At 31.3% G+C, this 18,358-nt stretch carries 18 protein-coding genes and 1 tRNA gene; 6 read left to right on the forward strand and 13 right to left on the reverse strand.

The genetic code is table 11. From position 1 onward, the window contains the following. Nucleotides 1–39: 39 nt before the first annotated feature. The 6 genes from HNV10_RS02935 to HNV10_RS02960 all read right to left on the reverse strand — a co-directional run bounded on the left by HNV10_RS02935 (nt 40) and on the right by HNV10_RS02960 (nt 8,415). Complete coding sequence (locus tag HNV10_RS02935) at nt 40–900, reverse strand: class I SAM-dependent methyltransferase (protein WP_317166873.1); 861 nt, start codon at nt 898–900, stop codon at nt 40–42. Nucleotides 901–933: 33 nt separating this feature from the next. Beyond that, on the reverse strand, nt 934–1,431 hold the full coding sequence (locus HNV10_RS02940; RefSeq protein ID WP_173299826.1) for a hypothetical protein: 498 nt from the start codon (nt 1,429–1,431) through the stop codon (nt 934–936). Nucleotides 1,432–1,505: 74 nt separating this feature from the next. Continuing rightward, nucleotides 1,506–3,377: a tRNA uridine-5-carboxymethylaminomethyl(34) synthesis enzyme MnmG gene (mnmG, locus tag HNV10_RS02945; RefSeq protein ID WP_173299827.1), complete on the reverse strand. Its 1,872-nt coding sequence runs from the start codon at nt 3,375–3,377 to the stop codon at nt 1,506–1,508. A 79-nt stretch (nt 3,378–3,456) separates the two neighbouring features. Beyond that, nucleotides 3,457–3,870, reverse strand: a complete 414-nt coding sequence (ybeY, locus tag HNV10_RS02950; protein WP_115815501.1) for an rRNA maturation RNase YbeY — start codon at nt 3,868–3,870, stop codon at nt 3,457–3,459. Then, on the reverse strand, nt 3,863–7,468 hold the full coding sequence (locus HNV10_RS02955; protein ID WP_173299828.1) for a DUF4175 family protein: 3,606 nt from the start codon (nt 7,466–7,468) through the stop codon (nt 3,863–3,865). The genes ybeY and HNV10_RS02955 overlap by 8 nt, the downstream gene beginning before the upstream one ends. A gap of 8 nt (nt 7,469–7,476) precedes the next feature. After that, nucleotides 7,477–8,415: a hypothetical protein gene (locus tag HNV10_RS02960; RefSeq protein ID WP_173299829.1), complete on the reverse strand. Its 939-nt coding sequence runs from the start codon at nt 8,413–8,415 to the stop codon at nt 7,477–7,479. Nucleotides 8,416–8,628: 213 nt separating this feature from the next. Between HNV10_RS02960 and gltX the strand changes: the two genes are divergently transcribed. Continuing rightward, entirely contained in the window at nt 8,629–10,137 is a 1,509-nt protein-coding gene (gene gltX, locus HNV10_RS02965) for a glutamate--tRNA ligase (protein WP_173299830.1), read from the forward strand. A gap of 6 nt (nt 10,138–10,143) precedes the next feature. On the opposite strand, the gene HNV10_RS02970 is transcribed toward gltX, so the two are convergent. Then, nucleotides 10,144–10,596 (reverse strand): nuclear transport factor 2 family protein, encoded by a 453-nt coding sequence (locus HNV10_RS02970; RefSeq protein WP_173299831.1) that lies wholly within the window; start codon nt 10,594–10,596, stop codon nt 10,144–10,146. A gap of 69 nt (nt 10,597–10,665) precedes the next feature. Next, nucleotides 10,666–11,343, reverse strand: a complete 678-nt coding sequence (locus tag HNV10_RS02975; RefSeq protein ID WP_173299832.1) for a hypothetical protein — start codon at nt 11,341–11,343, stop codon at nt 10,666–10,668. A 97-nt stretch (nt 11,344–11,440) separates the two neighbouring features. Between HNV10_RS02975 and HNV10_RS02980 the strand changes: the two genes are divergently transcribed. Next, entirely contained in the window at nt 11,441–12,373 is a 933-nt protein-coding gene (locus tag HNV10_RS02980) for an SPFH domain-containing protein (protein WP_173299833.1), read from the forward strand. Further along, nucleotides 12,366–12,881 carry a hypothetical protein gene (locus tag HNV10_RS02985; RefSeq protein WP_173299834.1) on the forward strand — a complete coding sequence of 172 codons (516 nt, stop codon included), beginning with the start codon at nt 12,366–12,368 and terminating at the stop codon, nt 12,879–12,881. Before HNV10_RS02980 ends, HNV10_RS02985 begins: the two co-directional genes overlap by 8 nt. 64 nt (nt 12,882–12,945) lie before the next feature. Here HNV10_RS02985 and HNV10_RS02990 read toward each other — a convergent pair whose 3' ends face one another. Both HNV10_RS02990 and HNV10_RS02995 read right to left on the reverse strand, forming a co-directional pair. Continuing rightward, a complete protein-coding gene (locus tag HNV10_RS02990) occupies nt 12,946–13,434 on the reverse strand; it encodes a DUF1761 domain-containing protein (RefSeq protein ID WP_173299835.1) in 489 nt (162 codons plus the stop codon). A 115-nt stretch (nt 13,435–13,549) separates the two neighbouring features. Beyond that, the gene (locus HNV10_RS02995) at nt 13,550–15,559 is read right to left on the reverse strand and encodes a glutamine--tRNA ligase/YqeY domain fusion protein (protein ID WP_173299836.1); all 2,010 of its coding nucleotides are present in this window, start codon (nt 15,557–15,559) and stop codon (nt 13,550–13,552) included. Between the two features lie 157 nt (nt 15,560–15,716). On the opposite strand from HNV10_RS02995, the gene HNV10_RS03000 reads away from it, so the two are divergent. The 3 genes from HNV10_RS03000 (at nt 15,717) to HNV10_RS03010 (ending at nt 16,580) form a co-directional block, all read left to right on the forward strand. Then, nucleotides 15,717–15,917, forward strand: a complete 201-nt coding sequence (locus HNV10_RS03000; RefSeq protein WP_173299837.1) for a zinc ribbon domain-containing protein — start codon at nt 15,717–15,719, stop codon at nt 15,915–15,917. A gap of 102 nt (nt 15,918–16,019) precedes the next feature. Then, complete coding sequence (gene folB / locus HNV10_RS03005; protein WP_173299838.1) at nt 16,020–16,382, forward strand: dihydroneopterin aldolase; 363 nt, start codon at nt 16,020–16,022, stop codon at nt 16,380–16,382. 127 nt (nt 16,383–16,509) lie between these two features. Next, nucleotides 16,510–16,580 (forward strand) — tRNA-Cys (locus HNV10_RS03010). Between the two features lie 139 nt (nt 16,581–16,719). Here the strand turns inward: HNV10_RS03010 and HNV10_RS03015 are convergent. From HNV10_RS03015 to HNV10_RS03025, 3 genes are read right to left on the reverse strand one after another with little or no spacing between them, the layout of a single operon-like run. Then, nucleotides 16,720–17,265, reverse strand: a complete 546-nt coding sequence (locus HNV10_RS03015) for a GldL-related protein (RefSeq protein ID WP_173299839.1) — start codon at nt 17,263–17,265, stop codon at nt 16,720–16,722. A gap of 6 nt (nt 17,266–17,271) precedes the next feature. Continuing rightward, nucleotides 17,272–17,664, reverse strand: coding sequence for an RDD family protein (locus tag HNV10_RS03020; protein ID WP_173299840.1), 393 nt, complete (start codon nt 17,662–17,664; stop codon nt 17,272–17,274). 6 nt (nt 17,665–17,670) lie between these two features. After that, entirely contained in the window at nt 17,671–18,354 is a 684-nt protein-coding gene (locus tag HNV10_RS03025; protein WP_173299841.1) for a LysE family translocator, read from the reverse strand. Between the last annotated feature and the right edge of the window lie 4 nt (nt 18,355–18,358).

Consider the following 18,358-nt stretch of genomic DNA (forward strand, 5'->3'; position numbering starts at 1 on the left):
ATATTTATGCATATGATATAAAAAATAGCCTTACTAAAATTAAGAATTAGCATTCTGTAAGACATAAATATGCGAAGAATACTCCTTAGAGTGTTTTGCCTTACGATTAGATTGCCATCCTATCCAAAATGCTTTGATCGGATTCATAAATCCAGATTTATATTTTTCCGAAAGTAAACAGACATAATAAGCGTCAAATTTCATTGGTAAGGTTTTTACCAATTTCATATTCTTAGTTTTAAATATTTCTGAAATTGAAGTTTTAGAAAAATGCCAAAGATGTCTTGGCACATCAAAAGCTGCCCAAAAATTTTTATAATAGTGTGCATCGTAACTTTTATAATTAGGAACAGCAATTACCAAAGTGCCATTTGTTTTTAAAAGTGATTTAAATAATGTAGTATGCATTTCTAAATCTGGTAAATGTTCTAAGACATGCCAAAGTGTAATAACGTCAAAACTATTAGGTTTAAGCTTCTTTAATTTGTCTGTTTCAAAAACCGAATTACTTGTTTTTGAATTTGCTATTTTACGCGCGCTTTCGTTTGGTTCAATTCCTGTAACCTTCCATTTATCATTTAAAGCCGTTTGTAAAAAATCACCTGTTCCGCATCCAATATCTAAAAGTGATTTAGTTTCTGACTCAAAAGAATTAATCAATTTCAATTTTCGCTTTAGAGAAATTTCCCTCACCTTGTGGTATGCAAATTCTAATAGATTTCGCTTTGTATCTGTGTGTGAAATATAGTCTTCACTTTTATAATATTCAGATAACTTTTCTCCCTTTGGTTGGGGAAAAGTTTCTAGCATATCAAGTTCCTTATTGTATAATAATTGGAACTGGTCGCCAGAAACTGAATGGTCTTTTAGGGTTAGGAATGTTTGCTTATTGTTTGGCACGAATTCTATTTACATTTTAAATAATTCACAATATCAATGATATAATATTTCTTCAATTTGTCTAACAAATGAAACATTATCCTTTTTTGAAATGAAAAATGCGGAAGGATTAAGCGCACCTGTAAGGGCCAAAATTCCATAATTTTCATTAAATAGGATGGGTTCTATTCCATCAACTATTGGATTCTTCATCTTATAACAATCAAATGAATTTCCTTCTGAATCGGACAATACTTTTAATTTATCTACTTCATATTGAGAGCCAATATCAAAACTCAAAATTTTAGAATTCAAATTATAGCCAATCTTTAAACTTCTTGACAAGTCTGTTTCGCTAATATATTTATACATAATTACTGAATCTGTAATTGTTTTACTTAGTCGATATTCAGTTCTTAGTTTTAAAGAATCATTAAACAATCCATACAAATACCGTGTTTCAGAAATGGTAGGATTTTGTACAAAAGTCTGTTCATTATATTTTTCTTGGATATCATTAAGCATATAAAAAGCAAATCCAATCGTTGACAAAACAACAATAGCAAAAACAAAAATCAGTATGTCTTTAGTTTTATTCAAATGATTGTTTCACGTGGAACATTATTTTATCTTCCTAAATAAACCAGTAAAACAGAAATATCATTAGGTGAAACTCCACTAATTCGAGATGCCTGAGAAATGGTCACTGGTTGTATTTTATTTAATTTTTGTCTAGCCTCTATACTCATAGATTTCAATTTTGAATAATCAAAATCAGCAGGAATCTTTAAATTTTCTAATCGATTTAATTTATCAGCATTGTTCTTTTCCTTCTCAATATACCCAGCATACTTTACTTGAATTTCGGTTTGCTCTATTACTTCATTATCTAAATCATTAGCCTGAATATAATTTTCAACAGCTTCAAATTTACGTACATCATCTATTGTAATATTTGGTCGAGCATATAACTTAAACATTTTATCTTGCTGCTTAACAGTTGCAGAATTCTTAGATTCTAAAACAGGATTAGCCTCTTCTGGTGTTACACTAGTGTCTCTAAAAAATTGGACAAAGGCTTCTGACTTAGATTGCTTTTCTTCCATACGTCTTAATCGTTTTTCCGAAGCTAAACCTAAATCATAACCTTTTGGTGTTAATCTAAAGTCCGCATTATCTTGTCTTAAAAGCGTTCTATATTCAGCGCGAGATGTAAACATTCTATAAGGTTCTTCTGTACCTTTTGTAATTAAGTCATCTATTAAAACACCAATATAAGCTTCATCACGTTTTAATGTAAACGCCTCCTTTTCTTGCACTTTTAAACTCGCATTTATACCAGCCATTAAACCTTGAGAAGCTGCTTCCTCATATCCTGTAGTTCCATTTATCTGACCAGCGAAATATAAACCTTCGACTAACTTTGTTTCTAAAGTATGTTTCAATTGTGTAGGTGGAAAATAATCATACTCAATAGCATAACCAGGTCTAAAGAATTTCACATTTTCAAAACCAACTACAGAACGCAAGGCTTTAAATTGAACATCTTCTGGAAGCGAAGTTGAGAAACCGTTTATATAATATTCGCATGTATTCCACCCTTCTGGTTCTACAAATAATTGATGTCTATCCTTATCAGCAAACCGATTAATCTTATCTTCAATTGAAGGACAATAACGAGGGCCAACACTTTTAATTCGGCCATTAAACATTGGCGAACGGTCAAATCCTTCTCGCAACAAATCGTGAACCAATTCACTTGTATAAGACATGTGACAAGAACGTTGTTTGGTTAATGGTTTTGTAATATCTAAATATGAAAATTTTTCAGGATTCTCATCACCTGGCTGTTCAACCATTTTAGAAAAATCTAAAGAACGACCATCAACTCTTGGTGGTGTTCCTGTTTTCATTCTTCCAGATTCGAAACCTAAATTAACAAGTTGTTCTGTAATTCCGGTTGCAGCTCTTTCACCTGCTCTTCCTCCTCCAAAATTCTTATCGCCAATATGAATTAATCCATTTAAAAAAGTTCCGTTAGTAAGTACAACTGACTTTGCTCTCACCTCAACTCCGAGTGATGTTTTTACACCAACCACTTTGTGATTTTTAACAATAAGACCAGATACCATCTCTTGATAGAAATCAAGATTTTCAGTTCCTTCTAAAAGCATTCTCCAATCTTCTGCAAAACGCATTCTATCGGATTGAACTCTCGGACTCCACATTGCAGGTCCTTTAGATTTATTAAGCATCTTAAATTGTATAGCAGATGTATCTGAAACGATTCCGCTATAACCTCCAAGCGCATCAATCTCTCTAACAATTTGTCCTTTTGCTATTCCTCCCATTGCAGGATTACAAGACATCTGAGCGATGTTTTGAAGATTCATGGTAATCAATAATGTTTTGCTTCCCATATTTGCAGCAGCAGCAGCAGCTTCACTTCCTGCGTGACCTGCACCAACAACTATAACATCATATTCCTCGTTAAACATATTGAACTTTTATTTTGTTCCACGTGGAACAATTAAATTATTAAAATTTTGGATTTGCAAATATACGCTGAAATCGTGACTATAGATTGCGCTTTGCTAAGTAGTAATCCTCTTTAGACCTCATCATCTTTTCATCGTCTTCCGATTTATCTTTGTAACCACAATAATGCAGCACTCCATGAATGATTACTCGCGCCATTTCATCATCAAAAGATACTTTAAAATCTGAAGCATTTTCCTTCACTCTATCCACTGAAATATAAATATCACCATGTAGTTCTTTTCCTACTGAATAATCGAAGCTAATAATGTCCGTTAGTGTATCGTGATTTAAGAAATCAACATTCAATTTGTGTAAATAATCGTCTGAACAAAAAATGTAATTTATCTCTCCTTCTTTACAATGTTCTTCTAAAATAGTATTGCTAATCCAGTCTGAAAAACCTTGTTCTTCGTCTAAATTAAAATCGGTTTCGTAGTTAAAACTAATCATTGGTTTTCTTAAAATACTCTTGAATTTTTATCTTTAAATGATTTTGCAAAGGTAATGCTTGACGATTTAAAATTTCAGTGGTATTAAAATATTGTTTTGCCGTAGGAATCTGACTTGGATTATTTTGATTAAATTCTTCTTTATTAGTTTCAGATTTACGCTTGGTATCTTGACCTTGCATAAAAGTCGCGTTCTCCATTTTTAATAATTTATGTTGTACATCCATCATTTTTTGAAGCGTTTGGTTTGTAAATCCTGTATTCAACAAATCGAGTTCAATCTCTTCCATTTGCTTTATTAGTTGTCCGGCAGATTCAATTTTTCCTTCCTTACCAAGTCTGTCTTCTAGTGCTTGACGCAATAATTGTTGTTTCTGATAAATCTTAAATAATTCTCCATTCTGCTCCTCGCTTCCACCTTCGCCATAACCGTCATTTTTTTCACCTTCACCATTTCCATCACCTCCATTTTTACCATCTTTTCCAATCTTTCCCTTACCTTCTCCATTTTTACCTTGACCATCACCTTCTTTCTGTCCACCTTCATTGCCCTCACCTTTCTGTTCTCCATTCTTACCAGACTTTCCTCCTTTTCCACCTTTTCCTTGTCCTTCTCCACTCTTACCGTTATCACCGCTTTTACCGTCCTTTCCTTCTTTTCCAGCTTTACCCTTATCACCTGATTTTTCACCTTCACCTTCTTTTCCCTCCTTGCCATCTTTACCAGGTTTCTGTCCATCACCTTCTTTACCCTCTTCGCCTTTCTTCACTCCCTCTTCCATCTTTTTATTGAGTTCTTCTTGACTCATAATAATATCTTCCAATTGAGATTCTCCTTCGCCTTCACCTTGAGACGGATTCATATCCATTTCCATATTATCTAAAACATCACTTAAAAAACTCGCTAATTCATTAGTAGAAGTTACCGCGTATTGTTGTGCACCAACGCCTTGGTACAATCGATTTTCTGAGAGCTGCTCTAACGCTTTATCAATGTTAAAATAAACCTCTGTAATTTGCGAATTCACTTTTTCAGAAATCTTAGGTTGTCTCAAGGATAAGGCAAACAAACTATCATCTATATGTTCAAAATGTTCTCTTAAATTACTTTGTTGAATAATGTACTTTCCGTAGTTATTATTATTGATTCCTATACTTTCAAAAGTTTCCATAAGAGCCTCTTGGTCGAAAGAATACAGTAACAAATTTTCTAGTATTTGACGTAACGCATGAATATCTTCTGCCGCTTGGTCTCCACCACCTCCTCCACCAGCTGCAGCTTTCTTTAGCATATCACTGATTTCCTTCATTTTCTTAGCAGCTTGCTTTTGCTTCTTTTTAGCCTTCTCTTGCTGTTCTTTAGCCTTTTCAGCATCTTCTTTAGATTCACTACCTTCTTTCTGTTCTAAGGCTTCTTTGGCTTCCTTTTGGTCGAATTTTATTTCATCTTCTAAAAATTCATCTCTAGCAATCTTCATAGGTTTTTGAAGTTGCCTGTCTTCGCGTTTTAAATCTTCTAAATCTTTTTGAAGTTTATCAAACTCCTCGTTCAATTTTTCTTGAGCTTCTTTGGTGTTTTCTTTTTCCTTTTTGGATAATTCTTCTTGTCCTTCTGCTAGTTTTTCTAATTCACTTGAAACTTTCTCAGCCTTCTTCATCACATAGAAACGTTTGGTCAACTCTAAAAGTTGCTTCATGCTACGTTTCTTATTCTTGTTTTGTTTGGCTAATTCTTCAAGTTTTTGTGTGAACTCTTCCTTGTTGATTTTATCCTTTAATTCTTCAAGCTCTTTGAGTAATTCTTCGTCTTTCTTTAATTGTTCTTCATTCTCTTTTAAACGTTCCTTTAAATCTTCTTTAAATTGGTCATCTTTCTTTTCGTCCTTTTGAAATTCTTCTAAATTATCTTGAAGTTTTTTGTTGAAATTTTTCATCAACTGTTCCTGATTTTTCTGACGTTTTAAGAACTCTTCAAATTTCTTCTTGTCATTAAAATTTAGACTCTCTTTTTCCTTTTGCGTTTTAGATAATTCTTCGAGTTTTTTATCTTGCTCTTGAAGCTTATCAAAAGTTTTACTAATATCTTTTATAGTTTCATTTTGCTCGTTAAGCTGCTTCTGCTCTTCTTCATCTTTAGTCAATTTTCGGTAACTAAATGTTGAACTTTTTGTACGCTTATAATTATGTAGTGCATCGTTATCAAAAACTTCAAAATACAATTGGTAGCTTACACCATCTTCTAGATTGAATTGATTTGGAAACGCGCTTACAAATTCAGAAAAATTAGATTTTGAAATATTAATAGGTTCTACCACTTTTTTAGACTCATCGTCCGTTGGATAATAAACCAACTGTAACTTGGTTAATCCGTAATCATCGCTCGCTTGTCCATAGAAATATAAACTCTGTTGGTCTACTGAATCTTTTTGAACCTTGATTTTCATTTCAGGATAAATATCCTTGACCACGTTGATGTTGTAGGCTAAATTTTCGTAATCTTTTAAATCATCATTACTGGTTGTGATGCTGTAATTGTAGTTTTTATAAAGTCGTTTTGAGGCTTCAAAATTTCCATTATCATTCGACTTAAAAGTTAAAGTATCTTCAGCATAGATTTGAACACCTGTTGTAGATTTTGTCTTTGCTTTCCATGTGATATTAGTACCGTCTGGAATTACAGCAGAACCTGTACTTTTTAAAACTTCATCTTGTTTTTTGGTGTGCGATGGGTAATCTAATACCATTTCAAAATTCACCAAATTTGGTGTGTTCACTACAGTTAATTTATACGGTTTTGATGTGACATCATTTGCTGATAAGGTGAACTCAACAGCTTCTTTTGGAAGATTGAATGTGTACTCAAATTCGCCAGCTGCAATTTGTTGCAAAAAGTACGATTGACCGTTAAATTTAATTTGTGCGTTCTCAGGAATCACATTTCCTGCTGTTGAAACTTGTAACTTAAAATCTTTATTTTCAATAGCTTGAAGCGATTCGTTCAATACAAAAAACTGAAAAGGTGCTGGTGGCTCGTATGCCGTTTTGTAATTAACAACACGTTCATAACTATCACTAAACCAATTTATTTTTCCGGTAACAAACGACAACAATAAAATAGCAATAGGAATAGCTGCATATTTTAAATATTTGGTATTTGATTTAAAGTTAATCGCAGATTTAAAAGGAATGGGTTGTAACTCTTGAGACTTCTGCTCTATACTTGCTAATAGTAAATCGGATTGTTGAGGGCTTTGATTAAGTTGAAGTACGTTTAATAATTTATCGTTCACTTCTGGGAAATGATTTCCTATAAGTTTTGAAGCCGTTTCAAAATTGATGCCTTGTTTTAATTTGAATAAATGTGACAACGGAATGGCTATGAATTTAACGAAGAGTGCTAATTCTACTGCGATAAACGTCCAAAATAATATCGTTCTAGCTGTTGGATTAAGCCATAACACATATTCTACGAATAATGTAATTATAAGATATAGTAAACCAATGGCAAAAAATAAGATAGCACCTTTTAGTAGTTCATTGGTGTAATACCTTTTAATGAATTGCTCTAGCTTTTGTTTTATGGTTTCGAAATTGCTCATTTAGCCAATTATAATTCTTCTTTTAACATCCAGTTTATCAAATTATCTTTATCAACAATAGACCAACTGTGTGGATGACGCTCTCCATTAGAACGGTAACCTTTATTTTCTGTTGCAATATACTGCACGTCTTTAAACCCAAAATCCTTCAAAGATTCAGATAGGCTTTTTATATAATATGCATTCATTTCATCATATTTAGCCATTGTTCTTTCTTTCCACCAAAGCGTATCTGGTTCTGTATAAAGTCTAATTCTTGTGTTTTTTAAGTTTTCTATATTATCAAAATTATTTGTCTCTGACGTAAACACAGCAAACGCTTCATAGTTAGAAATGTTTTTATGAGGATTACCAAATTCTTTACTTAATGTTTGCAGTATCCATGTGCTTTCTTCCATTGTAGAATTAGACAAATTACGCTTTATGTTTTTTTCTGCAGTCTTATACAAAGCTACTAAATCAATAGGCGAATCAACAATAAAAACACCTTCTGGAACTAAATTAGAATTTCCATTAGTCATGTAATCACTTATTAAAAGTGCCATATTTCCACCACTAGAAAATCCACCTATAAAAATATTATCTTCAGGCAATTTATGCTCATTAAAAATAAATTGAAGTTCCTTAGTTAGTTCTTCTAATTCACTTTTTCCGAGCCATAATTTTCTATTATAGTTCATATACAAAACGGCAACGTCATTATTTTTAGCGTTTTCAAGTATTTTAAATTCTCGCTTTACATCTTTAGCCGTTTCAGGAAAACCTCCAAAAAGCACTAAGCTTGCTTTTATATTTTTTGTTGGTTGATGTAATTCATAATTATCGCGCTTTATCTCTATAAACTTTTCTTCTACTAAGTTCTCTGTTTCCTCTTTTACCTCTTTCACTTCATTTTTACATGAGATAAAAACAGTAATTATTAATAGTATTACTAAAAGCTTCTTCATGGATTCAATTGTAAAATAAAAAATGCTAAACTACACTCTATATTACCTTTAACTGACTAAACTACAAATTTATTTTAATCGAAAATAGTTGAAAACTAATAAGATTGTGTTAATATAGAAGAATTAACGCTTAAATACGGTAAAACTTAACAACTGCTTATTTTCTTTGTTCTAAAAATCTATCAAACTATCTTTGCGCTTTAATATACAATTATGTCTAAAAAAGTACGTGTGCGTTTTGCACCAAGTCCAACAGGACCATTACATATTGGTGGTGTAAGAACCGCTTTATTCAACTATTTATTTGCCAAAAAACATGGTGGTGATTTTGTCCTCAGAATTGAGGATACAGACCAAAATCGTTATGTTGAAGGTGCTGAAGATTACATCGTTGAATCATTAAATTGGTGTGGCATTTCTTTTGATGAAGGCCCAAATAAAAACGAAAAATTCGGTCCTTACAGACAAAGTGAACGAAAGGATCTGTATAAACAATATGCAGATGAATTAATAGCAAGCGGAAATGCTTATTATGCTTTTGATACTGCAGAACAATTAGATGCTGAGCGTAAAGGACATGAAGAAAAAGGTAAAACTTTTATCTACAACTGGCATAACCGTGAAAGAGGACGTTTGGTTAACTCTTTAGTTTTAACTGAAGCCGAAACGAAAGCTAAAATTGAAGCTGGTGAGGATTTTGTAATTCGTTTTAAATCGCCTCAAGATGAAACGTTACATCTCACAGATATTATTCGTGGTAACATAAAAATTGATACTAATGTTTTAGATGATAAAGTGTTATTTAAAAGTGATGGCATGCCAACCTATCACCTAGCAAATATTGTGGATGACCATTTAATGGAAATTACACATGTTATACGTGGTGAAGAATGGTTACCTTCATTAGCATTACATAAATTATTATATGATGCATTTGGTTGGGAAGCACCAGAATTTGCACATTTACCATTAATTTTAAAACCAACAGGAAAAGGAAAACTAAGCAAGCGTGATGGCGATAAAATGGGCTTTCCTGTATTTCCTTTAGAATATACAGCACCAGACGGAACGGTTTCTAGAGGTTATAAAGAAGATGGCTATTTCCCAGAAGCGGTTGTAAATTTCTTAGCCTTTTTAGGATGGAATCCTGGAACGGAACAAGAGATTTTCAGTTTAGAGCAATTAGTTGCTGATTTTGATTTAGCAAGAGTAAATAAAGCTGGCGCACGTTTTGACCCAGATAAAACCAAATGGTTTAATCATCATTACATGCAACAGCAATTAGATTTAGAATTGGCTGAGCAGTTTAAAGCTATAAGACCAGAATTATCAGACATCGATGTTAATTACATCGCTTTAGTTGTTGGGTTAATTAAAGAACGTGCAACGTTTGTTAATGATTTTTGGGATTTGAGTCATTTCTTTTTTACAGCGCCAACAGCTTATGATGAAAAAGCCTCTAAAAAGGCTTTAAAAGAAGGAACAGCTGATGTAATGACAAAGGTTATTGAACTTGTTAATGCCACTGATGACTTTACGGTTGAAAATCTTCAAACCAACATTAAAGGTTGGATTACTGATAACGAAATTGGTTTTGGTAAAGTAATGATGCCTTTAAGACTCGCTTTAGTTGGTGCATTACAAGGGCCAGATGTTTTTGATATTATGTATATGATTGGTAAAACAGAAACGGTTAGTCGAATTGAAAATTTAATCGCTTAAAAACCATTATTTAAAACTTCTCAATAGGTTTATTAACGACAACGGATAAACTTCTTTTTTATTAATTGTTACTAAACTTATTGAGTTGCTTAAATGCATAATTTTAAAAGAACCTTCATGAGGTTTTAGTACAAAAACTGTTCTCATTTTATCTATTTCTGGAATATCTTTAAAATAAGGAATATCCCAAAATGAGATTACAGTACCAATGATAATTCCATTATTATCCTCTCTGGTATCAAGATCTATTAGACTTATTTTAAAAGGGTTTTTAACTTGTTGAAAATCGTTATGTATGGCCTCAATCCACTTCTCTTTATTGTATATTATCTGAGTAATACCATCTAAACCAATAAAGTCTTCTGTTATAAATTCTGATATACTTAAATCTCTAGCTGAATAAAGTTTAAAATAGTTTTTAATAAAACTTTCGGCTGTTTCCTTGTTGATTTGTTCCATAAAAAATAACTTAAATAAATCTACTTATAAAATAAGTATAAATAATGAAAACAAAAAATAAGCCGGTAATTAAAGTGTAATGATAGCGGTAAAAGCAAGTAAAGATTGATTTCCTTCAAACTTTTTATTAGTAACAAGATTAAAATCCTTATCATTTAATTTACCTAAAATATTAGTAAATCCATAGATATATTGCGCACGAAACTGAAATCTTCTTATTCCAAATGATAAACCAATTGCTCCATTAGCGTTAAAATTTGATATTTCTCTAATATCTTCCGTTAACAAATTATTATAGCCGGTTAAAATATAACCTTGTTTAGTTTCATCATTAAGTTCTAATTCACTATTATATTGTAGCATTGGACCAACATCTAAAGTGAAGTTATTACTTATTAATTTTATATGGAGTAAAAAGGAAATATTAGCTGTAAACATTTTGTATTCTACAAACTCATTAGTTAAAAGCCCAACTTCTGAAGCGCTTATATCTATATGATTTTGAGATAATTGTATATTATAACTTACGTTATACCACTTGTGAGGAAGATCTACTGAAGCAGACATTCCGCCAATAAATCCTGTATTAGATTTGGTTTCAAAATTATCTGTAAGAATATCAAATTGGGTAATACCTCCTTGTAAACCAATACCATTTTTAATCTTATAATTTTTGCGTTGTGCAAAACTCATTGTAACAAAAAGGATACTAATGATGACTAATATAATAGATTTTGTGTTTTTCATGCAAAAAAATTAAAAGCTAACAGAGACAAACCTAATTAAAATAATTTATATTACTTACTTTTAAAGTCTCGTATTATTTAACCTTAAAAACAATGTTATGGGTCAATTTATTCTAATTCCAATTCTATTTTTTGCAGTCGTTATTATAATTTCATCATTTTTTGTGGTGAAACAACAAACCTCAGCCATTATTGAGCGCTTTGGTAAATTTCAAAGTATTAGACATTCTGGCTTACAATTAAAAATCCCTATTGTAGATAAAGTAGCAGGAAAATTAAGTCTTAAAATTCAGCAATTAGATGTTATTATAGAAACTAAAACTTTAGATGATGTATTTGTACGACTCAAGGTTTCAGTACAATACAAAGTTATTAGAGATAAAGTATATGATGCCTTTTATAAATTAGATTATCCACATGATCAAATTACATCTTATGTATTTGATGTGGTACGTGCTGAAGTTCCAAAAATGCGATTAGATGATGTTTTTGTTAAAAAAGATGATATTGCATTAGCCGTAAAAGCCGAATTGAATGATGCTATGTCAGATTATGGTTTTGATATTATTAAAACCTTAGTTACTGATATTGATCCAGATGCACAAGTAAAAGCAGCTATGAACCGAATTAATGCTTCTGAACGCGAAAAAACTGCTGCACAATATGAAGGTGATGCTGCAAGAATCTTAATCGTTGAAAAAGCAAAAGCAGAAGCAGAAAGTAAACGTTTACAAGGACAAGGTATTGCAGACCAAAGACGTGAAATTGCGCGCGGATTAGAGGAGTCTGTAGATGTTTTAAACAGAGTTGGTATTAACTCACAAGAAGCATCAGCGCTTATAGTAGTAACACAACATTATGATACACTTCAATCCATTGGGCAAGAAACCAATAGTAACCTTATATTATTACCTAATTCTCCACAAGCTGGTAGCCAAATGTTAAATGATATGGTGGCTAGTTTTACAGCAAGTAACCAAATTGGAGAAGCTATGAAAGCCTCTAAAAACAAAAAGAAAAACGATGAATAAATTAAAGAACATTTTATTTTTAGCAATATTAGCATTAGGTTCTATTGCTTACTCTCAAACTAAAGAAAGTGCATTAAAAGATGCTAGCGCAACTTTAAAAGCCAACATGGACATGGATTATGATACCATGATAAAACACTCTTTGCCTGCAGTGTTAGATATGATGGGCGGAAAAGATGCAGCATTAAAAGTTCTAAAGGCTACTATGGAAGGCGCAAAAGCACAAGGTCTTGTAATTGAAAAATCTGAAATTGTTAATGTCTCTGAACTTACCAAAGAACAAGGACAATCTCGTTGTATTGTTTTAGGAGATACACAAATGACCATGTCTGGACAGCGCGTAAAAACTAAAATTCATTACATAGGTATTTACAATGATGTTGATAAATACTGGTGGTTTGTAGAAGCTAAACAACTTAAAAATAAAGTTTTAGCTAATAAAATACTACCAAATTTTGAAACTAGTCTAGAGATACCTGAAGATGATGTGCAGGTTGAAAAAATTTAATAAATACCATTACTAATAAAAAAAGCCCTCCATCTTTTTAGAGGGCTTTTTTAATTTAAATATATTATAAACCACAAAGAATACTTCCCATTACGGTTAATGTAACAATCCAATAACCAGCATTCACTAAAATGTACTTTGTGCTTTTACGCTCAAATAAAGCAATCGTTCCTATAATTGGAAGTGCGCCAAGTATGCCAAACATAGCACCATGTAATGCACCATGTTTATAAGATCTAAAAGCATTTCCGTAATCTGCCATAAACGCTTTAAACGATGGTTCTGCTAACTCTGGTTCTGCTCCTACCATGCTAAAAGCTCCCCATTGATGGTTTGTAAATTGCATTAATAAGAAACTTAACATGGCCGCAAAAATTAAGGCTAAACCAAAAATAACTGTAATATTCCCACTCTTCATTCGCTCTTCTGTCATGCCTGATTCTCTCATCCAAATAATTCCGAATCCAAATTTAGGATTATACCATAAAGCACCAATAAATAATGCTGCAACAGCTGCTATTGGTATGGCAATTAAGTTTATAGGTAATTCCATAATATTATATATTTTATTAGTTAGTTAGTTTTAAATGTACAAAAAAACCTCTAAAGTAAACATTTAGAGGTTTATAACGTATTGCCAAACAGTATTTAGCAAATAATCTTTGTAATCAAATTTCAGAAGCTTCCGCAACTAAGATGTCGTTTTTATCTTCTTTTGCTTTTTTAATAAATTCAGTAATAGCTTCGTTTTTTTCTAAGCCATTTTTAAGCAATTCTTTTAACGCAATTAAAACAACGATACGTGTACCAGCTTTTTTTACTGCAGTGCCAAATAACGGCTCTAAATCATCATAAGATACATCTTTAGCTAACTCTTGTATTTCAGCTTTAGCCTTTAGTTGTTTTTCTTCAGTAAATTTAGTGTATTTCTTACCAAATTGTTGAATAACACTAATCGCAGAACGTTTTTGTTGTTGTGGATTGGGTTTATTTTGGTTTTGGTTATTTTGAGGTTTAGGCTTTTGTTTTGCCCAACTATCTCTTAAACCAACCGTTTTATTGAAAACTAATTTCTCTGCTGTGGAATCATCATCCACATTAAAATAGCCTAAACGTTGAAACTGAAACTGCTCTCCTACCTTAGCTTCTCCTAAACTTGGTTCTAAATAACCTGTTTTTATGGTTAAAGAATTCGGGTTTAAGAATTCCATAAAGTCTTTGTCACCATGACTATCTGGAGCTTCATCATTAAATAAACGATCGTATTCTCTAATTTCTGCTGTAATAGCATGTTTTACAGAAACCCAATGCAATGTCCCTTTTACTTTTTTAGAAGTATCCTCATCATAAGTACACTGAATTTCTAAAATATCACCATTCTGGTCTTTTCTAACCTCATTAGCTTTAATGATGTAAGCATTTTTTAATCTTACCTCACCACCTAATTTTAATCTAAAAAAATTGTTTCCGGCTTCTTCTTTAAAATCTTCTCTTTCAATATAGATTTCTCTAGAAAATGGTACTTTTCTATATCCGGCTGAAGCATCTTCCTGATTATTTTCGGCTTCTAACCATTCTTCTTTATCTTTAGGATAATTAGTAATTACCACTTTTACTGGATCTAAAACAGCCATTACTCTATTTGCTGTTTTATTTAAATCTTCACGAATACAAAATTCTAACAACGAAACATCAATGACGTTTTCGCGCTTAGCAACACCTACTTTTTCAATAAATTTTCTAATAGAATTTGGTGTATAACCACGACGACGCAAACCAGAAATTGTTGGCATACGTGGATCATCCCAACCAGAAACAATTCCATCTTCAACTAAACGCAATAATTTACGTTTACTCATAATGGTATAGCTTAAATTTAGTCGAGCAAATTCGCGTTGTTTTGGTGGTAATGGAAAGTTTTCCTTACTGTATTCATACACATTATCCTTAAACCAATCGTAAAGTTTTCTGTGAGGTTTAAACTCTAAAGAACATAATGAATGCGAAATTTGTTCTAGGTAATCACTTTCACCATGCGTCCAATCGTACATTGGGTAAATACACCAATCGTCACCAGTTCTATGATGATGAGCATACATAATACGATACATAATAGGGTCTCGCATTAACATATTTGGATCTTCCATGTCTATTTTAGCACGTAAAACATGTGTACCAGCAGCAAATTTTCCGGCTTTCATACCTTCAAATAATTCTAAATTTTCTTCTACACTACGATCTCTAAAAGGGCTATTTGTACCTACTTGTGTTGGTGTTCCTTTTTGCTCTGCCATAACTTCTGAAGATTGAGAATCTACATAAGCTTTGCCATCTTTTATCATTAAAATGGCCCAATCATATAACTTCTGAAAGTAATCTGATGAGTACAATTCATTTTCCCAAGTATAACCTAACCAAGCAATATCGCGTTTTATAGCATCTACATATTCTTGTTCTTCTTTTGCAGGATTAGTATCATCGAATCTTAAATTAACAGGTGCATTATACTTCTCACCTAACCCAAAACTAATACCAATAGCTTTGGTGTGACCAATGTGTAAATACCCATTTGGTTCTGGCGGAAAACGAAAACGTAGCTTTTCTTTTGGTAAACCATTAGCTAAATCTTCTTCTATAATATGCTCAATAAAATTGAGTGATTTTGTTTCTTCTGACATGTTTAAGGTATTAGCTGTTGGCTATTAGTGTTAAGCAAAAATATATACATAACTCCAAACAAACAACATCATTATTCCAGTTGGCAAAATTAAGCAAAATGTAACATTTATTTACTTTTTTAGACTGATAGTATAAATCAATAATTATAGGAAAATTATGAATTATAGATGTCCAAAATGTGATAATCCAACTTATGAAGTTAGCGAAATGAGAGCCACTGGTGGAAGATGGTCTAAAATATTCGATATTCAGAATAAAAAATTTAGCTCGGTAACCTGTAAAAAATGCAGTTATACAGAATTTTATAAAGCTAAAACTAGCGCACTTAGTAATGTATTTGATTTGTTTACTAATTAATACTACTATCCTATTAGAGGCAATAACAAATACATATTATCGTAACGGATAAAAATTGCATTAGAAATTCACTTTAAATGAACTTAGTATTATTTTTGTACAATGGGAATAATAAAAGTTGAAAACATACGTGTATTTGCAAATCACGGTTGTTTAAAAGAAGAAACAGCTATTGGTAGTGATTATAGAGTAGATTTAGAAGTAAAAGCTAATCTAAAAACATCATCAAAAACGGATGAGTTAAGAGATACTGTAGACTACGTATTTTTAAACAAAGTAGTTAGAGAAGAAATGGTAAAACCTTCTAAACTTCTAGAAACGGTTGCTAAACGAATTTTAGATCGAATAATAAAGGAAGACGTCTTAATTAATAAAGCAACAATTGCTGTAAGTAAAATAAATCCTCCAATTGGTGGTGATGTTGAGATGGTTACTATAAAAATGACTAAAAAGCGAAAAAAGTAATACTGTTTTACTAAAAATAGATTGAAACCATAAAACATAGCACAAAATATAATTGTTATAACGTATATAATTTTTATATTTGCGCTCTCGTTAATTTAATGAGAATCCTAGTTAAATAGGAAATAAGGGTGTCGTGGCCGAGTGGCTAGGCAGTGGTCTGCAACACCATCTACAGCGGTTCGAATCCGCTCGACACCTCAAAAAGCTTCTAAGTTCTCTTAGAAGCTTTTTTGTTTTTTAAATTCTAAGAAAATTTGCATTAATAAGTACGCGATTCTTCCTTAACCTATAGATTAAAACACCTCAATAAAGAGATACCTAAAAGTGTCTCTTATTTTTATCTTATATCTATTCTATTTTTTTGACTTCTATCAATTATAAAATAATCAAAAATTAACAACATACTTAATTGTAAAACACCAAGTGTAAAGAGTATTGCACCATATGGCCAATGTTGAATTTTAAATATAATTCCGCAACCTAAAGTTAGAAATGTTACTACAATAAAGACGTAATAAATACCTTTTATAAATTTATTACTCCTGTATTTTCTGTTTCTAAAATAATCTATGCCTTCAACAAAAAACCAGTAGATAAAGAGTATAACTAATAGTATTTCAAATAGAAATGGTATGTAAAATAAATGAAAAGCTTTAATTAAATAACTAAAAACCCAGATTAAAATTAGACTTAACTTTACATAATCTAGCTTAGATTTATCTACTTTTTTTATAAAACGAATACTATATAAAATACCTATTAAAACTTCACCAATTAACATTAATTGTGTTGCATAAGGCCAATGCATAATTTTAAATAGAGCTCCAAAAATTAAAATGATTAAAGATAGACGTAAAGGAAAGGTTAATATTTTATTAGGCATATATAACTAATCATTTAAAACAACAGAGTTTACAACTTTATCGTGTATAGCCTGCTTTTTAACAGTTCCTGTAACACTTAATAAAGAAACCCAACCTAAAAAAAACTTTAATATAAAACGTAATACTGCCAATGGAAAAGCTATATTTTTAATATGATTGTTTTCTTTTTTTACTTTTATATCAAAGTAATAATGACCTGCAGTAAAGCCTAAAATTGAAACCATTAAAGGTTCGTATAAAAAAAAGAATAGTATAAATAAATACATTCTTAAGGACGACGGTACATTATTAAAAAATTTAAGAATTTCTGTAATGCTATACATCATTACTATTAATAGAATACTATCAATTACAGCTGCTTTTATTCTATTCTGTAAATTAGCATATATAGAATTCATCTTTGTTTAATTAATAGGATTTACCTTTTCAATTTGTTCTTTACTTTTTTCATACAACTCAGGGAATAAACCTTGAGTTAAAAGAATAATACCAAATACCAAAATTACCAATGAAACTATTTTTTTAGTTTTAAAAATACGTCTTGGAGTAAGTTTATTTCTTAAGCGTTTAGCAGCAGCTATTTTAACTAAATCGGTTAAAAAATACGCAATTAGCATGGTTGTTATAAAAATCGTTACGCCATTTTTAGAGGTTGTAATAGACGTACCTATAACTATAAAACCTAACCAACCCAATAGCACACCAATATTGATAAAATTGAGTAAAAATCCTTTTATAAAAAGTTTACCATAATCTTTTTTAGGAAGTTCTATTCTATGATGTTCTCTTACTATAGACCGGAAAGATTTTGATGTTTTTATAAAACTTATAAAACCATATGCCACTAATAAAACACCTCCAAAAACTAATAATTTTGGATCGTCTTTTATTTTATCTAGTAGGGAATCTGTACTTTTAAAAATGACGAAAATAAATACAATATCAGCAAAAATAACGCCTAAATCAAATATAACAGCGCTTGTAAAGCCTTTAGTTGCACCTGTTTCTAGTAAAACAAAAAAAACAGGACCAATAGTAAAGGCTAAGATAATTCCAAAAGGAATGGCTGCTAAAATATCGTCTAACATGTAT

This window comes from Winogradskyella litoriviva (assembly GCF_013249065.1).
GTDB lineage: Bacteria > Bacteroidota > Bacteroidia > Flavobacteriales > Flavobacteriaceae > Winogradskyella > Winogradskyella litoriviva.

What these genes read in the sequence shown, in the direction of transcription:
- HNV10_RS02985 (WP_173299834.1), top strand. Translation starts at nt 12,366, where the DNA reads ATGAATAAATTAAAGAACATTTTATTTTTAGCAATATTAGCATTAGGT.
- HNV10_RS02990 (WP_173299835.1), bottom strand. Translation starts at nt 13,434, where the DNA reads ATGGAATTACCTATAAACTTAATTGCCATACCAATAGCAGCTGTTGCA.
- folB (WP_173299838.1), top strand. Translation starts at nt 16,020, where the DNA reads ATGGGAATAATAAAAGTTGAAAACATACGTGTATTTGCAAATCACGGT.
- HNV10_RS02955 (WP_173299828.1), bottom strand. Translation starts at nt 7,468, where the DNA reads ATGAGCAATTTCGAAACCATAAAACAAAAGCTAGAGCAATTCATTAAA.
- HNV10_RS03020 (WP_173299840.1), bottom strand. Translation starts at nt 17,664, where the DNA reads ATGAATTCTATATATGCTAATTTACAGAATAGAATAAAAGCAGCTGTA.
- HNV10_RS02960 (WP_173299829.1), bottom strand. Translation starts at nt 8,415, where the DNA reads ATGAAGAAGCTTTTAGTAATACTATTAATAATTACTGTTTTTATCTCA.
- ybeY (WP_115815501.1), bottom strand. Translation starts at nt 3,870, where the DNA reads ATGATTAGTTTTAACTACGAAACCGATTTTAATTTAGACGAAGAACAA.
- HNV10_RS03000 (WP_173299837.1), top strand. Translation starts at nt 15,717, where the DNA reads ATGAATTATAGATGTCCAAAATGTGATAATCCAACTTATGAAGTTAGC.
- HNV10_RS02970 (WP_173299831.1), bottom strand. Translation starts at nt 10,596, where the DNA reads ATGGAACAAATCAACAAGGAAACAGCCGAAAGTTTTATTAAAAACTAT.
- HNV10_RS02995 (WP_173299836.1), bottom strand. Translation starts at nt 15,559, where the DNA reads ATGTCAGAAGAAACAAAATCACTCAATTTTATTGAGCATATTATAGAA.
- mnmG (WP_173299827.1), bottom strand. Translation starts at nt 3,377, where the DNA reads ATGTTTAACGAGGAATATGATGTTATAGTTGTTGGTGCAGGTCACGCA.
- HNV10_RS02975 (WP_173299832.1), bottom strand. Translation starts at nt 11,343, where the DNA reads ATGAAAAACACAAAATCTATTATATTAGTCATCATTAGTATCCTTTTT.
- HNV10_RS02980 (WP_173299833.1), top strand. Translation starts at nt 11,441, where the DNA reads ATGGGTCAATTTATTCTAATTCCAATTCTATTTTTTGCAGTCGTTATT.
- HNV10_RS03025 (WP_173299841.1), bottom strand. Translation starts at nt 18,354, where the DNA reads ATGTTAGACGATATTTTAGCAGCCATTCCTTTTGGAATTATCTTAGCC.
- HNV10_RS03015 (WP_173299839.1), bottom strand. Translation starts at nt 17,265, where the DNA reads ATGCCTAATAAAATATTAACCTTTCCTTTACGTCTATCTTTAATCATT.
- gltX (WP_173299830.1), top strand. Translation starts at nt 8,629, where the DNA reads ATGTCTAAAAAAGTACGTGTGCGTTTTGCACCAAGTCCAACAGGACCA.